Source organism: Pseudomonas sp. 5Vm1k, assembly GCF_056161485.1.
In genome coordinates this window covers 567861-589402 of record NZ_JBSPCZ010000001.1, presented here as the reverse complement: position 1 = coordinate 589402, position 21542 = coordinate 567861, and the positions used below count along the sequence as shown (strand labels likewise).

The 21542-nt window shown below is 59.7% G+C and carries 19 protein-coding genes; 14 read left to right on the top strand and 5 right to left on the bottom strand.

Annotated features, from left to right (window positions below; all coding sequences use genetic code 11):
* Positions 1–196: 196 nt before the first annotated feature.
* The 8 genes from ACWIKB_RS02700 (at position 197) to ACWIKB_RS02665 (ending at position 11077) form a co-directional block, all read left to right on the top strand.
* The gene (locus ACWIKB_RS02700; protein ID WP_475265208.1) at positions 197–1495 is read left to right on the top strand and encodes an MFS transporter; all 1299 of its coding nucleotides are present in this window, start codon (positions 197–199) and stop codon (positions 1493–1495) included.
* A gap of 230 nt (positions 1496–1725) precedes the next feature.
* Positions 1726–2727 (top strand): phosphate ABC transporter substrate-binding protein PstS, encoded by a 1002-nt coding sequence (locus ACWIKB_RS02695; RefSeq protein WP_475265207.1) that lies wholly within the window; start codon positions 1726–1728, stop codon positions 2725–2727.
* Between the two features lie 482 nt (positions 2728–3209).
* On the top strand, positions 3210–5243 hold the full coding sequence (locus ACWIKB_RS02690; RefSeq protein ID WP_475265391.1) for an ABC transporter permease subunit: 2034 nt from the start codon (positions 3210–3212) through the stop codon (positions 5241–5243).
* A gap of 15 nt (positions 5244–5258) precedes the next feature.
* Positions 5259–6929, top strand: coding sequence for a phosphate ABC transporter permease PstA (gene pstA / locus ACWIKB_RS02685; protein ID WP_475265206.1), 1671 nt, complete (start codon positions 5259–5261; stop codon positions 6927–6929).
* A 158-nt stretch (positions 6930–7087) separates the two neighbouring features.
* The gene (pstB, locus tag ACWIKB_RS02680) at positions 7088–7921 is read left to right on the top strand and encodes a phosphate ABC transporter ATP-binding protein PstB (protein ID WP_007942698.1); all 834 of its coding nucleotides are present in this window, start codon (positions 7088–7090) and stop codon (positions 7919–7921) included.
* 71 nt (positions 7922–7992) lie between these two features.
* A complete protein-coding gene (gene phoU / locus ACWIKB_RS02675) occupies positions 7993–8754 on the top strand; it encodes a phosphate signaling complex protein PhoU (RefSeq protein ID WP_475265205.1) in 762 nt (253 codons plus the stop codon).
* A 166-nt stretch (positions 8755–8920) separates the two neighbouring features.
* Positions 8921–9877, top strand: a complete 957-nt coding sequence (locus ACWIKB_RS02670; RefSeq protein WP_475265204.1) for a response regulator — start codon at positions 8921–8923, stop codon at positions 9875–9877.
* 303 nt (positions 9878–10180) lie between these two features.
* The gene (locus ACWIKB_RS02665) at positions 10181–11077 is read left to right on the top strand and encodes a peptidoglycan DD-metalloendopeptidase family protein (protein WP_401325404.1); all 897 of its coding nucleotides are present in this window, start codon (positions 10181–10183) and stop codon (positions 11075–11077) included.
* 164 nt (positions 11078–11241) lie between these two features.
* On the opposite strand, the gene ACWIKB_RS02660 is transcribed toward ACWIKB_RS02665, so the two are convergent.
* The 3 genes from ACWIKB_RS02660 to phoB form a co-directional block, all read right to left on the bottom strand.
* Entirely contained in the window at positions 11242–12582 is a 1341-nt protein-coding gene (locus ACWIKB_RS02660) for a hemolysin family protein (RefSeq protein WP_475265203.1), read from the bottom strand.
* Positions 12583–12706: 124 nt separating this feature from the next.
* Positions 12707–13993, bottom strand: coding sequence for a phosphate regulon sensor histidine kinase PhoR (gene phoR, locus ACWIKB_RS02655; RefSeq protein ID WP_475265390.1), 1287 nt, complete (start codon positions 13991–13993; stop codon positions 12707–12709).
* Between the two features lie 75 nt (positions 13994–14068).
* Positions 14069–14758: a phosphate regulon transcriptional regulator PhoB gene (gene phoB, locus ACWIKB_RS02650; RefSeq protein ID WP_403025632.1), complete on the bottom strand. Its 690-nt coding sequence runs from the start codon at positions 14756–14758 to the stop codon at positions 14069–14071.
* A 151-nt stretch (positions 14759–14909) separates the two neighbouring features.
* Between phoB and ACWIKB_RS02645 the strand changes: the two genes are divergently transcribed.
* The gene (locus tag ACWIKB_RS02645; RefSeq protein WP_475265202.1) at positions 14910–15296 is read left to right on the top strand and encodes a COG4315 family predicted lipoprotein; all 387 of its coding nucleotides are present in this window, start codon (positions 14910–14912) and stop codon (positions 15294–15296) included.
* 48 nt (positions 15297–15344) lie between these two features.
* Here the strand turns inward: ACWIKB_RS02645 and ubiA are convergent, their stop codons facing one another.
* Both ubiA and ACWIKB_RS02635 read right to left on the bottom strand, forming a co-directional pair.
* Positions 15345–16235 carry a 4-hydroxybenzoate octaprenyltransferase gene (gene ubiA, locus ACWIKB_RS02640; RefSeq protein ID WP_475265201.1) on the bottom strand — a complete coding sequence of 297 codons (891 nt, stop codon included), beginning with the start codon at positions 16233–16235 and terminating at the stop codon, positions 15345–15347.
* Positions 16235–16786, bottom strand: coding sequence for a chorismate--pyruvate lyase family protein (locus tag ACWIKB_RS02635; RefSeq protein ID WP_475265200.1), 552 nt, complete (start codon positions 16784–16786; stop codon positions 16235–16237). The genes ubiA and ACWIKB_RS02635 overlap by 1 nt, the downstream gene beginning before the upstream one ends.
* 200 nt (positions 16787–16986) lie before the next feature.
* On the opposite strand from ACWIKB_RS02635, the gene ACWIKB_RS02630 reads away from it, so the two are divergent.
* The 5 genes from ACWIKB_RS02630 to tssB all read left to right on the top strand — a co-directional run bounded on the left by ACWIKB_RS02630 (position 16987) and on the right by tssB (position 21532).
* Entirely contained in the window at positions 16987–17154 is a 168-nt protein-coding gene (locus ACWIKB_RS02630; protein WP_007954349.1) for a rubredoxin, read from the top strand.
* Positions 17155–17174: 20 nt separating this feature from the next.
* Positions 17175–18323, top strand: coding sequence for an NAD(P)/FAD-dependent oxidoreductase (locus ACWIKB_RS02625; RefSeq protein WP_475265199.1), 1149 nt, complete (start codon positions 17175–17177; stop codon positions 18321–18323).
* 191 nt (positions 18324–18514) lie between these two features.
* Positions 18515–18790 (top strand): HU family DNA-binding protein, encoded by a 276-nt coding sequence (locus ACWIKB_RS02620; RefSeq protein ID WP_003213368.1) that lies wholly within the window; start codon positions 18515–18517, stop codon positions 18788–18790.
* A 649-nt stretch (positions 18791–19439) separates the two neighbouring features.
* Positions 19440–20996 (top strand): type VI secretion system protein TssA, encoded by a 1557-nt coding sequence (tssA, locus tag ACWIKB_RS02615; protein ID WP_475265198.1) that lies wholly within the window; start codon positions 19440–19442, stop codon positions 20994–20996.
* 32 nt (positions 20997–21028) lie between these two features.
* Positions 21029–21532, top strand: coding sequence for a type VI secretion system contractile sheath small subunit (gene tssB / locus ACWIKB_RS02610; protein WP_027926311.1), 504 nt, complete (start codon positions 21029–21031; stop codon positions 21530–21532).
* Positions 21533–21542 lie beyond the last annotated feature (10 nt).

Genomic DNA, 21542 nt, shown 5'->3' with positions numbered 1-21542 from the left:
GCAACCCTTACAAACTGTTGCAAGATTGCGAGTATATCGGTCGGTAGACTCCGAGACGACCGTCCGGTTCTCATTTCGACCGTCAAATACGCACCTCTATGTGCTTTTTCGAACAATTTGCTATCGTGCCGGACCTGCCCAAGCCTCCGCCAGCGTTGTTGGGGTTGCAGATCCGACTATAAGAGAAGCCCTTGCCATGACCACAGCGCCCTCGAGCACTGCGCAGCCAACGCAATCCGCACGTCCGTTGACCCGCAACGATTACAAGACCCTGTCGCTGTCTGCCCTGGGCGGTGCGCTGGAGTTCTACGACTTCATCATCTTCGTATTCTTCGCCACGGTGGTCGGCAAGCTGTTCTTCCCGGCCGACATGCCCGAGTGGTTGCGCCTGATGCAGACCTTCGGCATCTTCGCAGCCGGCTACCTGGCGCGGCCGCTGGGCGGCATCGTCATGGCGCACTTCGGCGACCTGCTGGGGCGCAAGAAGATGTTCACCCTGAGCATTTTTATGATGGCCGTGCCGACCCTGATCATGGGCCTGCTGCCAACCTACGCGCAGATCGGCATGTGGGCGCCGATCCTGTTGCTGCTGATGCGGGTGATCCAGGGCGCGGCGATTGGCGGTGAAGTGCCGGGCGCCTGGGTCTTCGTTTCCGAACACGTGCCGCAGCGGCACATTGGCTATGCCTGCGGCACCCTGACCAGCGGTCTGACGGCTGGCATCCTGCTGGGCTCATTGGTGGCCACGGCAATCAACAGTATTTACACCCCGGTGGAAGTGGCGGATTACGCTTGGCGGATCCCGTTCCTGCTGGGCGGCGTATTCGGTCTGTTCTCGGTCTACCTGCGCCGCTGGCTCCACGAAACCCCGGTGTTCGCCGAACTGCAACTGCGCAAGGCCCTGGCCGAAGAAGTGCCGCTGCGCGCGGTGTTGCGTGACCATCGCGGGGCGATCCTGATTTCCATGCTGCTGACCTGGCTGCTGTCCGCCGGCATCATCGTGGTCATCCTGATGACCCCGACCGTGCTGCAAACCGTCTACCACTTCTCGCCGACCACCGCGTTGCAGGCCAATAGCCTGGCGATCGTGTTCCTGAGCCTGGGTTGCGTGGCGTCGGGCGCGCTGGCGGATCGCTTCGGCGCGGGCCGGGTGTTCGTGTTCGGCAGTGCATTGCTGTTGCTGAGTTCGTGGACCTTCTACCACAGCCTGTTCAACCACCCCGATTGGTTGTACCCGATGTACGCCGTGACTGGCCTGCTGGTCGGCACCATCGGCGCTGTGCCGTACGTGATGGTCAAAGCCTTCCCGGCGGTGGTGCGCTTTAGCGGCCTGTCGTTCTCCTACAACCTGGCCTACGCGATATTCGGCGGGTTGACCCCGATGATCGTGACGTTGCTGCTCAAGGAAAGCCCGATGGGGCCTGCCTACTACGTGGCGATTATTTGTGGGGTGGGGATTTTGGTGGGTGCTTATCTTTGGAAGAAGGGGCGTTAAGCCGACTTCTCGTATTGGCTGTACCGACGCCTTCGCGGGCAAGCCTCGCTCCTACAGATCACACGGACTTGTAGGAGCGAGGCTTGCCCGCGAAGAACGATGACGCGAATCATCTTGTAATAGTCGATGCTGGCCTTTCATCCAATTGTCATATTTCAGCCATAGAGTGTTCACACGGCCTGCTGATACTTGGCCCCGACTTAACACACCCTATCTGCTAGGAGTAAGGCATGAAACTGAAGCGTTTGATGGCGGCAATGACTTTTGTCGCTGCTGGCGTTGCGACTGCCAACGCGTTCGCCGCTGTTGACCCGTCGATCCCGAGCTACACCAAGACCACTGGTGTGTCGGGCAACTTGTCCAGCGTCGGCTCCGATACCCTGGCCAACCTCATGACCCTGTGGGCTGAGAACTACAAAAAAGAATACCCGAACGTAAACATCCAGATTCAGGCCGCTGGCTCCGCCACTGCGCCACCTGCGTTGACTGAAGGCACCTCTAACCTGGGCCCGATGAGCCGCAAAATGAAGGACACCGAACTGGCTGCCTTCGAGCAGAAGTACGGCTACAAGCCAACCGCAATCCCGGTTGCCGTGGACGCCCTGGCGGTGTTCGTGCACAAAGACAACCCAATCCAGCACCTGACCATGGAACAAGTCGACGCGATCTTCTCCTCGACTCGTCTGTGCGGCGCTAAATCCGAAGTCAAAACCTGGGGCGACCTGGGCGTGACTGGCGACCTGGCCAACAAGCCGGTTCAACTGTTCGGTCGTAACTCGGTTTCCGGCACCTACGGCTACTTCAAAGAAGAAGCCCTGTGCAAAGGCGACTACAAGCCAAACGTCAACGAACAACCAGGCTCGGCTTCGGTCGTGCAGTCGATCAGCTCCTCGCTGAACGGTATCGGTTACTCGGGCATCGGCTACAAGACTGCTAGCGTGAAAACCGTAGCCCTGTCGAAGAAAGGCAGCACCGAGTTCATCGAAGACACCGAAGAAAACGCACTGAACGGCAAATACCCGCTGTCGCGTTTCCTCTACGTTTACGTCAACAAAGCCCCGAACAAGCCTCTGGCCCCGCTGGAAGCCGAGTTCGTGAAACTGGTTCTGTCCAAACAGGGCCAGGAAGTTGTAGTGAAAGACGGCTACATCCCACTGCCGGCCAAAGTTGCTGCAAAAGCACTGGCTGACCTGGGTCTGGCGGAAGGCGGCGCTGAAGTCGCAAAGAAGTAACACCCTAGGTCCGGGGCACGCCCCGGACCTGTGTAGGAGCTGACGAGTGAAACGAGGCTGCGATCTTTTGATCTTGCAGTTAAAAGCCAGATCAAAAGATCGCAGCCTCGGTGCCCTCGACAGCTCCTACGCCCTCCAAAATTTCCGGTCCTCTGCCAGTACCCTCTGGCGGCGGATTTGTTGCGTCACTGCATTGTCATCTTTCTGTCATACAGGATCGCTAGGGTGTGCGCATGAATGATCTGGCCAATTCCACCATGACTACTAATCCCCCCAAGCGAATTGACTTCAATACGCCTGAGCTAAAACGCAAGCGCCGTATCCGTGCGCTCAAAGATCGCCTGACCCGCTGGTACGTCCTCGTCGGCGGCCTCGCCGTTCTTGGCGCGATCACGCTGATCTTTTTCTTCCTTGCCTACGTCGTCGCGCCGCTATTCCAGGGTGCCAGCCTGACCGCCAAGGACGCCATCACGCCTGCCTGGATGCAAGACGCCGGCAAACCGCTGATGATTTCCCTGGAAGAACAGAACCAGGTCGCCATGCGAGTTTCCGACAAGGGCCAGGCGCTGTTTTTCGACATCGACAGTGGCGCTGAACTCAAGCGCGTCGATCTGCCGATCCCGGCCGGCACCACCGTAACTTCCATCGGGGAAGACCAGCCAGGTCATCCGCTGGTTGCGGTAGGTCTGTCCAACGGTCAGGCGCTGGTGTTCCGTCACACGTATAAAGTCAGCTACCCGGACAATAAGAAAACCATCTCGCCGGCCATCGATTTCCCGTACGGCGACACCCCAATTGCGCTGAACGAGGCGGGCGGTGTGCTGGAACACGTCAGCCTCAACGCCACCGACACCACGCTGATGCTGGTTGGTTCCACCGGTTCGCAACTCAATGTGCTGTCGCTGACCAGCGAAGAAAACATGATGACCGGCGAAGTCACCACCGAGCAGAAGCGCATCGATCTGCCGCAAATGACCGAGCCGGTGAAGAACATCTTCGTCGACCCGCGCCAGCAGTGGCTGTACGTGATCAACGGTCGCGCCCAGGCCGACGTATTCAGCCTGCGCGACAAGAGCCTCAATGGTCGCTACAAATTGCTTGAAGACGGTGAAGCGCAAATCACCGCCAGTACGCAACTGGTGGGCGGCATCTCGCTGATCATGGGCGACTCCAAAGGTGGCCTGGCCCAGTGGTTCATGGCCCGCGACCCGGATGGCGAGCTGCGTCTGAAGCAGATCCGTACCTTTCAGATGGGCACCACGCCCATCGTTGAAATCACCGCCGAAGAACGTCGCAAAGGCTTCATCGCCCTCGACGCCTCCGGCAAGCTCGGCGTGTTCCACAGCACCGCCCACCGCACTTTGCTGGTGGATCAGGTGGTCGAAGGCCAAGGTATTTTTGGTCTGTCGCCACGGGCTAACCGTGTGATCGTGGAAGCAGGCGGCAAAATTCAACCGCTGCTGCTCGATAACCCGCACCCGGAAGTGTCCTGGAGCGCGCTGTGGAGCAAGGTCTGGTACGAGAACTACGACGAGCCTAAATACGTCTGGCAATCGACCGCCGCCAACACCGACTTCGAACCCAAGCTGAGCTTGTCGCCGCTGACCTTCGGTACCCTGAAAGCCGCGTTCTACGCCATGCTGCTGGCTGCACCACTGGCCGTCGCTGCGGCGATCTACACCGCGTACTTCATGGCCCCGGGCATGCGCCGCAAGGTCAAACCGGTGATCGAACTGATGGAAGCGATGCCGACGGTAATCCTCGGCTTCTTCGCCGGCCTGTTCCTCGCACCGTATGTAGAAGGGCATTTGCCGGGCATCTTCAGCCTGCTGATGCTCTTGCCGGTCGGCATTCTGGTGGCCGGTTTCATCTTCAGCCGCCTGCCTGAGTCGATCCGCCTGAAAGTGCCGGACGGCTGGGAAGCCGCGATTCTGATCCCGGTGATCCTGTTTGTGGGCTGGTTGTCGTTGTACATGAGCCCGTACATGGAAACCTGGTTCTTCGGCGGCGACATGCGCATGTGGATCTCCCACGACCTGGGCATCACCTACGACCAGCGCAACGCATTGGTAGTCGGTCTGGCCATGGGTTTTGCGGTGATCCCGAACATCTACTCCATCGCCGAAGACGCCGTGTTCAGCGTACCCCGTGGCCTGACCCTCGGTTCGCTGGCCCTCGGTGCCACGCCGTGGCAGACCATGACTCGTGTGGTGATCCTCACCGCCAGCCCGGGCATCTTCTCGGCGCTGATGATCGGCATGGGCCGCGCGGTCGGTGAAACGATGATCGTGCTGATGGCCACGGGTAACACCCCGGTCATGGAAATGAACCTGTTCGAAGGCCTGCGCACACTGGCGGCCAACGTCGCGGTGGAAATGCCCGAATCGGAAGTCGGCGGCAGCCACTACCGCGTGCTGTTCCTCTCGGCGCTGGTGCTGCTGTTGTTCACCTTCGTCATGAACACCCTCGCGGAACTGATTCGTCAGCGTCTGCGCAAGAAATACTCGTCGCTTTAAGAAAGGTAGAAGTCTGTGAAACAGAACTCCCTGAAAGGATGGTTCAAGAGCGGCGCCCCCGGCGTCTGGATCAGCGGTGGCGCGGTGTCCATCGCGGTCATCATGACCATTGGCTTGCTGGCAGTGATTGCCGTGCGCGGTCTGGGCCACTTCTGGCCGGCGGACCTGATTCACGCCAATTACGACGTGCCGGGCCAGGCCAATCACCTGGTCATCGGTGAAGTGGTGCAGAAAGAAGAAGTGCCCCGCGAGCGCCTGAAAAGCGCTGGCCTGCCGGTGCCCGATGTGGGTCCGGAGTTCATGACCCGCGAGCTGATCAAGGTCGGCAACCGTGACTTGAACGGCAACGACTTCACCTGGATCGTCGGCGAGTGGCTGACTAACCAGACGACGCCGCCAGAGCTGATGACCATCGAGCGTCGCGAGTGGGGCAACTTCTACGGTTACCTGGTCAACGTCAAACAGGACGGCAAGGTGATCGCCGAGGGCGAAGCGGCTTGGCCGGAATTGCAGGCTCGTGTCGATCGCGTCAACAAGCTCGCGGCACAGCTCAAGACCCTGGAGAAATCCGACATCGGCGCGATCAACGCCGGTCTGGAACGCATCCGCCTGCACAGTCGCAAACTGGAACTGGCCGGCAAACTGGACGCCACCGCACAAGCGGACATGGATGCAGAAAAGGCTGAACTGAATGCCCGTTACCAGGACATCGAAGCACGCCTCAGCGACCTGCACGCCCAGTTCAACCGCGACAGCCTCACCGCTCGCGATGCCAACGGCAAAGAGCTCGAAATCGGCATCGGCAAAGTGGTTCACGCCTACCAGCCGAACGCCATGGGCACCGTTACCAAGGTCGGCTTCTACTTTGGCAAGGTCTGGGAGTTCCTGTCCGACGACCCGCGTGAAGCGAACACCGAAGGTGGGATCTTCCCGGCGATTTTCGGCACCGTGATGATGACCCTGATCATGGCGATGATCGTGACGCCGTTCGGCGTGCTGGCGGCGGTTTACCTGCGTGAATACGCCAAGCAGAACACCCTGACGCGGATTATCCGCATCGCCGTGAACAACCTGGCAGGCGTTCCGGCCATCGTTTACGGCGTGTTCGGCCTGGGCTTCTTCGTCTACGTACTCGGTGGCTCGCTGGACCGGATCTTCTTCCCCGAAGCCTTGCCGGCGCCGACCTTCGGTACGCCGGGCCTGCTCTGGGCCTCGCTGACCCTGGCGCTGCTGGCGGTGCCGGTGGTGATCGTGGCCACCGAAGAAGGCCTGGCGCGGATTCCTCGCACCGTGCGTGAGGGCTCGTTGGCCCTTGGCGCGACCAAGGCTGAAACCTTGTGGAAGATCGTGCTGCCAATGGCCAGCCCGGCAATGATGACCGGCATGATCCTCGCCGTGGCCCGCGCCGCTGGTGAAGTAGCGCCGCTGATGCTGGTAGGTGTGGTGAAACTGGCACCGTCGCTGCCGGTGGACGGCAACTACCCGTACCTGCACCTTGATCAGAAGATCATGCACTTGGGCTTCCATATTTATGACGTCGGCTTCCAGAGCCCGAACGTCGAAGCGGCCCGACCGCTGGTGTACGCCACCGCGCTGTTGCTGGTGCTGGTGATCGCCACGTTGAACCTGTCGGCGGTCTACATACGCAACCACCTGCGCGAGAAATACAAAGCGCTGGATAGCTAATCACGCCGCTCCCCGTAGGAGCCAGGCTTGCCGGCGAAGGCGATTTCAAGGACGCCTTCGCCGGCAAGCCTGGCTCCTACAGAACGGCAACACCGCTGGCCCATTTTTGTGAGGCTAGCGGCCAACCGAACCGAATTTGTTAGCACAGGGAGCCTCCCATGCAGCACGAAACACATACCCACGGCATCAACATGTCTGCCCTGGGCCGCGACAAACAGAGCCTGAGCCTCGAGCAGGAAACCGTGGCCATTGAAGTGCCGGGCCTGAGCCTGTTCTACGGCGATAAACAAGCGCTGTACGACGTCAGCATGAACATCCCGAAACAGCGCGTGACGGCCTTCATCGGCCCGTCCGGCTGCGGCAAGTCCACGCTGCTGCGGACCTTCAACCGCATGAACGACCTGGTGGACGGTTGCCGCGTCGAAGGCGCGATCAACCTCTACGGCAACAACATCTATCGTAAGGGCGAAGACGTGGCCGAGCTGCGTCGCCGCGTCGGCATGGTGTTCCAGAAGCCGAACCCGTTCCCGAAAACCATCTATGAAAACGTGGTCTACGGCCTGCGCATCCAGGGCATCAACAAAAAGCGCATTCTCGACGAAGCCGTTGAGTGGGCGTTGAAAGGCGCGGCGCTGTGGGACGAAGTCAAAGATCGTCTGCATGAGTCGGCACTTGGCTTGTCCGGTGGTCAGCAGCAACGTCTGGTGATCGCCCGCACCATCGCCGTGGAGCCGGAAGTGCTGCTGCTCGACGAACCGTGCTCGGCACTCGACCCGATCTCCACGCTGAAAGTCGAAGAGCTGATCTACGAACTGAAATCCAAGTTCACCATCGTCATCGTGACCCACAACATGCAACAGGCCGCGCGGGTTTCCGACTACACGGCGTTCATGTACATGGGCAAACTGGTGGAATTCGGCGACACCGACACCTTGTTCACCAATCCGGCGAAGAAGCAGACCGAAGACTACATCACCGGTCGTTACGGCTAGGAAGCTGTTGTTGCTCACTGAACTGACGCTGCGGTCCACCGCACCTTACCGGACGCTCCAAGGACGCCAACATGATTAGTAAAGAAGGCCTTACCCATCACATTTCCCAGCAGTTCAACGCTGAGCTGGAGGAAGTGCGCAGCCACCTCCTGGCCATGGGCGGGCTGGTGGAGAAGCAGGTCAATGACGCGGTGACCGCGCTGATCGAGGCCGACTCCGGCCTGGCCCAGCAGGTGCGTGATATTGACGACCAGATCAACCAGATGGAACGCAATATCGACGAAGAGTGCCTGCGTATTCTGGCCCGTCGTCAGCCCGCGGCGTCTGACTTGCGTCTGATCATCAGCATTTCCAAATCCGTGATCGACCTGGAGCGCATCGGCGACGAAGCGACCAAGATCGCCCGTCGCGCCATTCAGCTGTGCGAAGAAGGCGAAGCGCCGCGCGGTTACGTCGAGGTTCGCCACATCGGTGACCAAGTGCGCAACATGGTTCGCGATGCGCTGGACGCCTTTGCCCGTTTTGACGCTGACCTGGCGTTGTCGGTGGCGCAGTACGACAAGATCATCGACCGCGAATACAAGACCGCCCTGCGTGAACTGGCCACCTACATGATGGAAGACCCGCGCTCTATCTCGCGGGTCTTGAGCATCATTTGGGTGCTGCGTTCCCTGGAACGGATCGGCGATCACGCGCGCAACATCTCCGAACTGGTGATTTACCTGGTGCGCGGCACCGATGTGCGGCACCTGGGCCTCAAGCGCATGAAAGAAGAAGTTGAAGGCACAAGTGGCGAAACCGCTAATGTTCCGGGCAAAGCTGACGATAAGTAAGATTGCCTGAGAAAAGCGCCCGGCCTTTTGGCCGGGCGTTTTTGTTTGTGGTTTTGAATTCGAAAGCAGCACCCGCGAACGAAAAGTCCCGGCGTGACTGAAGGTTTTTGGCAATGTGCCATCAGCAAAGCGGTATGCTTGCCGGGATTTTTTAAAGGGGTTGTGGATGAGTAAGGTCAGTGTGTTGGTCGTGGACGATGCGTCGTTCATTCGTGACCTGGTGAAGAAGTGCCTGCGCAACTACTTCCCGGGTATCCGGATCGAAGACGCGGTCAACGGCAAAAAGGCTCAGGCGATTCTGGCGCGTGAAGCGTTCGACCTGGTTCTGTGTGACTGGGAAATGCCGGAAATGTCCGGCCTGGAATTGCTGACCTGGTGCCGCGAGCAGGACAACCTCAAGACCATGCCGTTCGTGATGGTGACCAGCCGTGGCGACAAAGAGAACGTGGTGCAGGCGATTCAGGCCGGGGTTTCCGGTTACGTCAGCAAGCCGTTCACCAACGAGCAACTGCTGACCAAGGTCAAGCAGGCGTTGAACAAGGTCGGCAAGCTCGACACGTTGATGAACAGTGCCCCGAGCAAGATGAACTCGGCGTTCGGCAACGACTCCCTGAGCGCATTGACCGGTGGCAAGGCTGCCGTGGTCGCGCCATCGGCCGCTCCGGTCAACCCGTTTGCCAAGCCTGTCGCCGTGGCCGCACCGGCGACCGCCGCTGCGCCGTCCCGTGGTTTGCTCAACAGCCCGCCGGTCAAGGCACCTGCTGCCGCTTCGGCCGCACCCGGCGGTGGTCGTGGCCAGGGCCAGTTGCGCCTGTCCAGCGGCACTCAGCAATGCGTGATCAAAGCCTTGAGCCTCAAGGAAGCGCTGCTGGTGGTAAAACGCACCGACATCCTGCCGCAAGTGCTCGAAAGTGCGGTGCTGGACCTGGAGCAGGGTGACAACGCTGAAACCGCCCGTCTGAACGGCTACCTGCACGCCATCGTCGCCCACGAGCCAAAACCCGACAGCGACTGGTTGCAACTGACCTTCCGTTTTGTCGATAAGGATGCGCAGAAGCTCGACTACATCTCGCGCCTGATTGCCCGTGGTACGGCGCAGAAGCATTTCGTTCCAGGCGCGTAATCTTCGTCGCCTGCCAATACGCCTTCGCGGGCAAGCCTCGCTCCTACAGGTGTCGTGCCCATTGCGGACGACACCAATCCCGTAGGAGCGAGGCTTGCCCGCGAAGGGGCCATCAAATGCACCGCACCACTTTCTGATCCGATCGTTCCCACGCCCCGCGTCCGCTTCACAGGAAACGCAGAGCGTTCCTGGCTGCATTCCCACGCAGAGCGTCGGAGCGATCATTTGAAACATCTGCCGACTACGCTGGTCCATCTCAGCTGCTAGGCTCTTCCCCAGGCCTTACTCGACAGACTCTTGCCCATGCTCGCGCGCCTGCTGTTTTTCTGTGGTCTTTTCGTGGCCTCCACCTCGGCTGTGGCCATGACCATTTACAAATCCACCGATGCCAATGGCGTGGTCTCTTACAGCGACCGCCCCACGAAAGGCTCCCAGGTGTTTGTCTTTCGGGACCGGATGGTCGAGCACCTGGAGCGTCAGGTGTACCTCGACATCAAGAAGCAGAAGGGCGTGGATGTGGTGTTTGTGCGCAACGACCTGTATGCGCCGGTGGAGGTCGAGCTGAGCTTTGCCGGGTTGAGCAACGTCAAGGGGGCGCCGAGCCAACCGATTCGCCGGGTCTTGCCGGCACGCAGCAACTCACGCCTGGCGCTGCTCACGGCGATTACCGGCGGCAAGCCGCTGGTGTATACCCCGAGCTTCCAATATTCCATGGGCGACCCTTCAGGCGCCGCTCAGAGCTATCGTTATCCCTTCCCCTGGCGTGGCGGGCCGTTTCGCTTGAGCCAAGGCGCCAATGGCCAATACAGCCACTTCGGTGCCAAGAACCGCTACGCGATGGACATCGCCATGCCCGAAGGCACGCCGATCATCGCGGCGCGGGCCGGGATGGTGGTGAAAACCGAGAATGGCCAGAGCGGCCGTGGCAATGATCCGTCGGGCAATTTCGTGCGGGTGTTGCACGATGACGGGACCATGGGCGTGTACCTGCACCTCAAGCAAGGTTCGGTGAGCGTTCGCGAAGGTCAGCGAGTGGCGGTGGGCAGTGCGCTGGCGTTGTCGGGCAACACCGGTAACAGCAGCGGGCCGCACTTGCACTTTGTGGTGCAGCGCAATACCGGGTTGGGGTTGGTGTCGATTCCGTACCAGTTCAATCAACCGGTGGGAGCGTTGCCCAACTTTGCGTTGGGCAAGCAATGAAGGCGATGAGATCAATTGTGGCGAGGGGGCTTGCCCTCGTTGGACGGCGGAGCCGTCCCAAAACCATGAATGCGGAATGTCAGGGACTATGCGGTTGAGGGGTTTAGGGGCCGCTTCGCAGCCCAACGGGGGCAAGCCCCCTAGCCACAAAGGCCCGCCGACAATCAATCCAGCATCAAAACCTTGGCCAAAATAATCTTCGGCCCTTTCATCTTCTTGATGATGATCCGCAGACCTTCGACTTCCAGCACTTCTTCCTCTTCCGGCACCCGTTTCAGGGTTTCGTAGACGAGCCCTGCGAGGGTTTCGGCTTCGATGTGGTCCAGGTCGATGCCCAGCAGGCGTTCAACCTTGAACAGCGGCGTGTCGCCTCGCACCAGCAGCTTGCCCGGCTGGTACGCGAGGATCCCGCGCTCGGCCTTGCGGTGTTCGTCCTGAATATCGCCCACCAGCACTTCCAGCACATCTTCCATGGTCAGGTAGCCGATGATGTTGCCGTCGGCTTCTTCGACCACGGCGAAGTGCGAGCCGCCCTTGCGGAACTGCTCAAGCAATTGCGACAGCGGCATGTGGCGTGAGATGCGCTCCAGCGGGCGGGTCAGCTCAGCCAGGTTGAAGGACTCGGGAATGTGGTCCAGGGCCGCCAATTCGAGCAGTAAATCCTTGATGTGCAGCAGACCGACGAACTCCTGGCGCTCGCTGTCGTACACCGGATAACGGCTGAACTTGTGGCGACGGAACAGCGCGAGGATTTCCTTGAGCGGCGCGTTGAACTCCAGCGTCACCAGGTCTTCCCGGGAGTTGGCCCAGTCCACCACTTCCAGCTCACCCATTTCCACTGCCGAGGCCAACACACGCATGCCTTGGTCGCTCGGGTCCTGGCCACGGCTGGAGTGCAGGATCAGTTTCAGTTCTTCACGGCTGTAATGGTGCTCGTGATGCGGGCCGGGTTCGCCCTGGCCGGCGATCCGCAGGATCGTGTTGGCGCTGGCGTTGAGCAGGTAAATGGCCGGATACATGGCCCAGTAGAACAAGTACAGCGGCACGGCGGTCCAGAGCGACAGCAGCTCCGGTTTACGGATCGCCCACGATTTGGGCGCCAGTTCACCAACCACGATGTGCAGGTACGAAATCACGAAGAACGCGGCGAAGAACGACACGCCTTTGATCACTTCGGCCGACTGCACGCCCACGGCGCTGAGTATCGGTTCGAGAATGTGTGCGAACGCCGGCTCACCGACCCAGCCCAGGCCCAGCGAGGCGAGGGTGATACCCAACTGGCAAGCCGAGAGGTACGCATCGAGCTGACTGTGCACGGTGCGCAGGATGTGTCCGCGCCAGCCGTTTTTTTCAGCGATGGCCTCGACCCGGGTCGAGCGCAGTTTGACCATGGCAAATTCGGCCGCAACGAAAAATCCGTTGAGCAGTACCAGGATCAGAGCAAAAAGAATCATGCCGAAATCGGCGAAGAGTGTCGCGAGGGTCAAGCCAGGGGATGGGTCCATGATGGAGTTTTGCGGGTTCCGTGTATTCAAAAAAGAGGGGGATGCGGTGCCTGAAAGGGCAGGCACAAGTCAGCCAATGTAGCGGCTGACTCGGTGATTGCCTAGTGGCGAGTGCTGGCCGGTATCAGTCGGCGGCGCTGATAACCCGGGATTTGGTCACTTGGGCCGGCGCAAAATGGCAGGTGAATGTGCTGCCATGCCCCGGCACGCTGCTGATTTCCATCCGCGCGCGGTGACGCAGCAGCACGTGTTTGACGATCGCCAGCCCCAGGCCGGTGCCGCCGGTGTTGGAGTTGCGGCTGGAGTCGACGCGGTAGAAGCGTTCGGTCAGGCGCGGCAGGTGTTTGCTGTCGATGCCAATCCCGGAATCCTGCACGCTCAGGTGCGCGCCTTGATCGTCGCCCCACCAGCGAATGCGGATATTGCCTTCGGCCGGGGTGTACTTCACCGCGTTGAACACCAGGTTGGAGAACGCGCTGCGCAATTCGGCTTCGCTGCCCTTGAGCAAAATCGCCGGGTCGGCTTCCAGGGTGATCTTCTGATTGCGTTGACCGGACAACTGCTGGGCATCGCTCTTGATTGACTTCAGCAAGCCATCAATGGATACGGGCTGGTTGTCCGATGGGTAATCGGTGGCTTCCAGCTTGGCCAACAGCAGCAAGTCATTGAGCAATGTCTGCATGCGTCCGCCTTGCTGCTGCATCTGCTGCAAGGCACGGGTCCAGCGCGGGTTCACTTCCTCGACGTTGTCGAGCAAGGTTTCCAGGTAGCCGCAGATCACGGTCAGCGGCGTGCGTAGTTCGTGGGACACGTTGGCGATGAAGTCTTTGCGCATCTGCTCCAGCTGATGGATACGCGTCACGTCGCGCACCAGCATCAGGTGTTCGTTGTTGCCGTAACGGGTGATGTACAGCTGAATGCGCAGGCGATCATTGATCGGCGAAGGGATTTCCAGCGGTTCGGCGTAGCTGTCCTGCTCGAAGTATTCCTTGAAGCGTGGATGGCGCACCAGGTTGGTCACCGGTTGGCCGCTGTCTTGCGGGGTCTTGAGGCCCAGCAGGGTTTCGGCGGCGCGGTTCCACCATTCCAGGTTGCCGTCGCTGTCGAGCATGATCACCGCGTCTTTCAGCGCGGCGGTGGATTCCTGGACCCGGTCGATCACCGCTTGCAGGCGCCCGCGCACTCGTTGGTCGCGGCGTTGCAGGTGGTAGATGCTGTCGAACACTTCGCCCCACAGGCCATAGCCATCGGGCGGTGCTTCATCGGGTTTGTGCAGGCGCAGCCATTCGTGCAGGCGCAAAAGCTGTTTGAGGGTCCAGGCCAGGTAAAGGCCCAGGCCGGCCGCGAGGCTCCAGCCGTAGTAGCCGGAAATCAGGCCGATCACCAGGCAGGCGGTGACCAGCAACAGCATGTGGCGAATCAGGGTGCCATGCCAGTTTTGGTTCACGAAAAATATGCGTCCTTGTCAGCGAGCAGGGCCATCAGCTCAGGCCTTGGTGGAAAACCGGTAGCCGGTGCCGCGCACGGTTTGTACCAGATTTTCGTAGGCATCGCCGAGGGCTTTGCGCAGGCGCCGGATGTGCACGTCGACCGTGCGTTCTTCGACATAGACGTTGCCACCCCAGACCTGATCCAGCAACTGGCCACGGGTGTAGGCGCGCTCCTGGTGGGTCATGAAAAATTGCAGCAGGCGGTATTCGGTCGGCCCCATCTCGGCAGGCTTGCCGTCAATGGTTACGCGGTGACTGATCGGGTCCAGTAGCAAACCGCCGACTTCAATCGGTGTTTCGCCATCGGTCGGGCCGGCGCGGCGCAGTACGGCTTTGAGGCGTGCTACCAGTTCGCGGGGGGAAAACGGTTTGGTGATGTAGTCGTCGGCACCGACTTCCAGGCCCTGGATCTTGTTGTCCTCTTCGCCCTTGGCGGTGAGCATGATGATCGGAATACCCCCGGTCAGCTCATCGCGCTTGAGACGTCGGGCCAACTCGATGCCGGAGGTGCCGGGCAGCATCCAGTCCAGCAGGATCAGGTCCGGCTTGCGGTCGACGATGATGGCATGGGCCTGCTGGGAGTTCTCCGCCTCCAGGCAGTCATAGCCGGCCATTTCCAACGCAACGGCGATCATTTCGCGAATGGGCGCTTCGTCGTCGACGATCAGAATGCTCCTGCCAACCATGCCTTAATCCTCTTGTCATTTAACTGTCTTGCGCCGCATTAGATAACGGAATTATTGCAGTCGTGTGACAGTATTTTAGTCGAGCGGCGATTGTCATGATCCTGGGCTAAGCTCTAATTCCGAATCCTGACAACCACAAGAGAAGGTTTCCATGACTCAATACACGTTCTCCCTTAAGGCTCTGATGTTGGCTGCTGCTCTGGCTTTGCCGGCAATGGCCTTCGCTGCCGACCCAGCCATGATGAAGGGCGGCATGATGGTCGATCACAAGGGAATGACTGTTTACACGTTCGACAAGGACGCTGGCGGCAAGTCCATGTGTAACGGCGATTGCGCCAAGAACTGGCCGCCGATGATGGCCCCGGCGGGTGCCAAGGCCGAAGGCAAATGGACGGTCATCAAGCGCGATGACGGCATGATGCAATACGCATACGACGGTAAACCGTTGTACACGTTCGCGAAGGACGAAAAACCTGGAGAAATGAAGGGTGACGGCATGAAGGATGTCTGGCACGTCGTCCACGAGTCGCAGAAGTAACTGATTCGGGTAACGGCAAATCTGCCCCGGTTTCGGGGCAGATTTGGCTTAGCGCAGCGCGTAATCCAGAACGATCCCGATAAAAATTGCCAACCCGGCCCAGTGGTTGTGCAAGAACGCCTTGAAGCAACGCATCCGGTCCTTGCTGCGGGTGTACCAGAACTCCCACGCAAAACAGCCCGCCGCCGCCAGTAATCCAAGGTGGAACCAGCCACCGAGCTGGAATTTCGACCCCGCCAGCAGCAGGCAGCCCAAGGCCAGACCCTGCAACGTCAGAATGATCACCCGATCGGCATCACCAAACAGAATCGCAGTGGATTTCACGCCGATCTTCAAGTCGTCGTCGCGGTCGGTCATGGCGTAATAGGTGTCGTAGCCGACGGTCCACAGCAAATTGGCAATCCACAGCAACCACGCCGCTGCCGGCAGTTCACCGGTCTCGGCGGTGAAGGCCATCGGCATTCCCCAGGAGAACGCCGCGCCCAACACGACCTGCGGGTAATAGGTGTAGCGCTTCATGAACGGGTAACTGAAAGCCAGCGCCAAGCCACCCAGCGACAGCCAGACAGTTGGGGCATTCGTGCACAGCACCAGCAGAAAACTCACGCCCATCAGCAGCGCAAAAAACACCAAGGCTTCCTTGGAGCTGATCTTGCCGCTCACCAACGGCCGTTGTTCAGTGCGTTTCACGTGACCGTCGACCTTGCGATCCGCCCAGTCATTGATCACGCAACCACCGGCGCGAGTCAGCACCACGCCGAGGACGAAAATCACGATGTTGGCCAATGATGGCGAGCCCTTGCCGGCAATCCACAGCGCCCAGAGGGTTGGCCACAGCAGCAAGTAGATGCCGATCGGCTTGTCCATGCGGGTCAGCTGAATGAAATCCCAGGCCCGGGGATTCAAGCGGTTCAGGGACTTGAGCAGGCTGGTGTACATCAGCAATTCTCCGGATGGGCGCGGGTGGCAAGCCACAAGGTCGGCAGGAAAATCTCGGCCACCAGCACGCTCAAGGCGCCACGGTCGAACCGCGAGCGGCGGCCCCACAGCTCCGGTGCCCGGGATTCCAGCGGCAGCCATTCCTGAGGATAGTGGCAAACCTCGATGGCTTGGCGCTGGAATGCCCGATCACAGAACAGCAGTTCACCCAGTGAGCGGCTACCCAGTTCGTCCATGTGCAACCCGTCACCTTGCAACGCACTACGCGCCGCCACGCTACGAGCGAACACCCAGGCTTGGCCGTTGCCGCGCAGATACACCTCGCGCACCCAACCTTCGCTGCCGTCGGCCAGGTCCAGCGCGGCACATTCGTCGGCGCGCAACGCTTGCCAGCCTTCGAACAATGGCGTGACGCTGAAGCGATCATTCGACAGACGGATCAGGCGTCGGGTCAGGGAGCCTTCGTCGAACAACCAGTCGAGGGTAGACGCGTCGGGGCGGGGTGCGAGTTGGCTTTGGGGGAGCCAGAATGGGGCTTTTGAGTGCGGCACAGTGAGTCATTATTGGCAGCAAATGAGGCGGCGAGCTTACCATGACAGCCGGCGATTTTGATTGAGCCGGCCCGCTGTTGCGCCGAACAGGCTTGCATCTGCCGGGCTCGATCAGTACAAAACGCCCTGAGCCGGACGGCAGCGCTTTACCCATCGACCGTTCGCGCCGGCAAAAGCCTGAATCCTGAGGAAGTAATTGAATGAAAAAGTGGCAATGTGTGGTCTGCGGCCTGATCTATAACGAAGCCGACGGCTGGCCGGATGACGGCATTGCACCGGGCACCCTGTGGCAGGACGTACCGGAAGACTGGCTGTGCCCGGACTGTGGCGTGGGCAAGATGGATTTCGAAATGATCGAAATCAACTAAGACAAAAAGAGGAGTAGGGAATGAACGCACCTGTCGTGATCGTCGGTACTGGCCTGGCTGGCTACAACCTGGCCCGGGAATTTCGCAAACTCGATGGCGAAACCCCGTTGTTGCTGATTACCGCCGATGATGGGCGCTCCTACTCCAAGCCGATGCTCTCCACCGGTTTCGGCAAAAACAAGGACGCCGACGGCCTGAGCATGGCCGAACCGGGGACCATGGCCGAGCAGTTGAAAGCTGAAATACGCACCCACTCCCGCATCAGCGGCATCGACCCTGGCCACAAGCGCCTGTGGATCGGCGAGGAATCGGTGATCTACCGCGACCTGATCCTCGCCTGGGGCGCGGAAACCGTGCGCGTGCCCATCGAAGGCGACGGCGCTGATGCGGTGTTCCCGATCAATGATCTGGAAGACTACGCACGCTTTCGCGCCGCTGCGGCTGGCAAGCGCCGGGTGTTGCTGCTTGGCGCCGGTCTGATTGGTTGTGAGTTTGCCAACGACCTGATCCTCGGCGGTTACGAAGTGCAATTGGTAGCACCGTGCGAACAGGTCATGCCGACCCTGCTGCATCCCGCAGCGGCCGCAGCGGTCCAGGCCGGGCTGGAAAGCCTCGGTGCACGCTTCCACCTCGGGCCGGTACTCAATCGCCTGCAGCGTGTGGCTGACGGGCTGGAAGCGCACCTGTCCGATGGCCAGGTCATCCCGTGCGATGTGGTGGTCTCGGCCATCGGTTTGCGTCCACGAATCGACTTGGCGGCTGCCGCAGGCATCCAGGTCAATCGCGGCGTGGTCGTCGATCGTCACCTGAAGACTTCCCACGCCAATATCTACGCCCTGGGCGACTGCGCCGAGGTCGATGGGCTGAATCTGTTGTACGTGATGCCCCTGATGAGCTGTGCGAGAGCGCTGGCGCAAACCTTGGCAGGAAACCCGGTGGCGGTGAATTACGGCCCGATGCCGATCACCGTAAAAACCCCGGTCTGCCCGCTGGTGGTTTCGCCACCGCCACGGGGCGTCGAGGGCGTCTGGACGGTCGAAGGGCAGGGCGCCGACATCAAGGTGTTGTGCCGTGATGGTTCGGGCAAATTGCTCGGTTATGCCCTGACAGGCGCAGCGGTGATGGAAAAACTCGCTTTGAACAAAGAGCTTCCGCCCCTGCTGGCGTAAATACCGGTCGTTCTGTCGGAATCACCCCGCTTTTGCCCCTACAAACGTCGCGCCGAGACTGGCGCGGCTCTTCCGTGCGTGCCATCCTCACCCCGTCTGCCGCAGAGTAGAGCACCTGCGGCGCCTTGGGCGCTGTTCCAACGAGAACAGCACGGACATAACAACAAAAAACCGTCAAAGGGGCTTCACTAATGCGTAAACCAGAACTCGCCGCTGCAATCGCTGAAAAAGCAGACCTCACCAAAGAGCAGGCCAACCGCGTTCTCAACGCCGTTCTCGAAGAAATCACCGGCGCTCTGCACCGCAAGGACAGCGTTACGCTGGTGGGCTTTGGTACCTTCCTGCAACGCCATCGCGGTGCTCGCACCGGCAAAAACCCGCAAACCGGTGAGCCTGTGAAAATCAAGGCAAGTAACACCGTTGCCTTCAAGCCAGGCAAGTCGTTGAAAGACAGCGTTAATCCATAATTGCGGCGAACTCCCTGAATAAAGGGGAGAACCGTATTGAAAAATGGGCCTGCCGATTAAGTCGGAGGCCCATTTTTTATGGGCGCCGTCTTCTGTCTATATGCAGAGTATGGCCGACTGATTAATACACGCCGCAAACAGAGAGGATTAGGGGAGTTATCCTCGAATTCGTACCTGAATTCAGCCTATATAAAAGTGCCGTCATCGCGATGGTGCTTTTATAGTTTGCTGTTTTCCTTCGTCACTTTGTTCATTGATGTGTGCAACCTTTCAGACATTTCCTACATTTATCATTTTTTATTCTTGTCATGCTTTGCGCCAATCGTACGGGCCGAATCGCCAATGATTGTTGGGGATCAAGCAAGGGCTCTGGATCAATGGTTATGCGAAGGAAGCCGGGCAGATGAAATATTAAACTGACATCAGGGGAGTCCCTGAGAGATATAGGGATATCTCCTACGTGAAACAGAGAACACTTCGCCTTGTTGTTTAATCGGATGCTTGCTAGTGGCCATCATAGTGATTACGATGCGCCCACTTGCAAGAGCCCGAACTCAATTGGATGAGACCCATCGACGCTCTTTGATACAGTCTGCCGCCGTTGAAACTCCAATGGGCGTGTGACCGTAATCCTAAATAAAGGCCATGGATGTCCTACTCAAGCAAACTTTCCGCCCATTATCTTGAGCTCGCAAAAGCCTCTGTTTCCATAGAGAATTTCGCGGGCGAGGATGTTCGCTTTTCAAGTGAATATGAAGCGCTGGAAAGCGAGCTGGCCAAAGCTCAATCGATGCACGAAGCCGGTCAGATCGACTGGCTGAAAATCCGTGAAAATAGCGAAAACCTGCTGCGCACCCAGTCCAAGGATTTGCGGGTCGGCGCCTGGCTGACCTGGGCTTTGTACCAGCGTGAATCCTTTCAGGGGCTGCTGGCGGGCCTTGGTTTGCTGCACCATTTGTCGGAAAACCACTGGGCCGAAGTTCACCCGAACAAGGCTCGCACCCGCTCCGCTGCCATCAGTTGGTTGGTACCGCGTCTTGAGCAGGTGCTGACCGAAAATGTCGCGATCAAAGAGCAGTTGCCCATGTTCCGCCGGATGGTGGAGCACCTTGAAGGTCTCGACGCCGCGTGCACCGAGCACCTGGGCGACGATGCGCCGTTACTCCTGCCGATCTCCCGCCGCCTGAAAAACATGGTGCAGCGCGCCGCTGATAACCAGCCGGAACCCGGTGTGGTGGGGGCCGCCGTCGCTCAGGTCAAGCAGGCTGCGACCCAGTTGTTCACGCCTGGCGCACCGATCGACAACGAGAAAGAAGCCCACAAGGCCCTGCGCGCCCAGCAGGAAAGCGCCCGTCCGCTGTGTGCCTGGTGGCTCAAACAGAAAGCCACAGACCTGCGTGCTCTGCGCCTCAATCGTACGTTGCTGTGGTTGCCGATCGACGCGGTGCCCGAGCGCAACGCCGAGCAGATCACCATGTTGCGCGGCTTGCCGGCGGACAAGCTCAAGGCCTATCAGGATCGATACGACCAGGCCAAATACGCGGACCTGCTGGTGGAACTGGAGGCAAGCCTGGCGAAGGCGCCGTTCTGGTTCGATGGCCAGCGAATGGTCTGGGAATGCCTCCAGGGGCTGAACGCCGAGATGGCAATGCGCGAAGTGGAAATCCACTTCGCGCTTTTGATTCAGCGCCTGCCTGGCATCATCGAACTGCGTTTCCATGACGGTGCGCCGTTTGCCGATCCGGCCACTCGCGCCTGGGTCAGCGCTAACGTCATGCCGCACCTGCAAAGCGCCAGCGCGCCGCGCAAAGTCGAAGTCGTCGACAACCAGCCGGCCTGGGAAGTGGCCCTGGAAGAAGTCCTGCCGATTTTGCGCAAGGACGGCCTCAAGGCCGCGGTGCAGATCCTCAAGCAGGGCCTGCAAGGCGCCCAAGGCGGGCGGGCGCGATTTTTCTGGCAGTTCGCCTTGGCGCGGCTGTGCTTCATGGCCAAAAAGTACGAACTGGCCAGGACCCAACTCGAAACCCTTGACCAAACATTACAGGACTCAGGCCTGAACGCCTGGGAGCCCGATCTTGCGCTGGAAGTGCTGCATTTACTGCATAGCTGCTGCGAGTTGTTGCCGCAGAACCATGCCGTACGTGAACGCAAGGAAGAGATTTATCGCAGGCTGTGCCACCTCGATCTCGAAGTGGTACTCGAATAGGCCCCAGGGCCACAACCGCAAGGAGAAAAGCCATGGCCAAAGAAGGCTCGGTAGCCCCCAAGGAACGCATCAACGTCACCTTCAAACCTGCCACCGGTGGTGCTCAGGAAGAGATTGAACTGCCGCTGAAACTACTGGCAATCGGTGACTACACCCACCGCAAGGACGAACGCAAAGTCGAAGATCGCAAGCCGATCAGCATCGACAAAATGACTTTCGACGAAGTGTTGGCCAAGCAAGAGCTGAGCCTGACGTTGAGCGTGCCGAACCGTCTTCAGGAAGAAAGCGACACTGAAGAACTGGCCGTGAAACTGCGCGTCAACTCGATGAAGGACTTCAACCCGGCCAGCCTGGTCGAGCAAGTGCCTGAGCTGAAAAAACTGATGGAACTGCGCGACGCGCTGGTGGCCCTCAAAGGCCCGCTGGGTAACGCGCCTGCGTTCCGCAAAGCTATCGAAGGCGTTCTCGCCGACGACGAATCCCGCGGTCGCGTATTGGGTGAGCTGGGCTTGAACGCCGCCGCCCAGGACGCCTGAGTCTCTATCA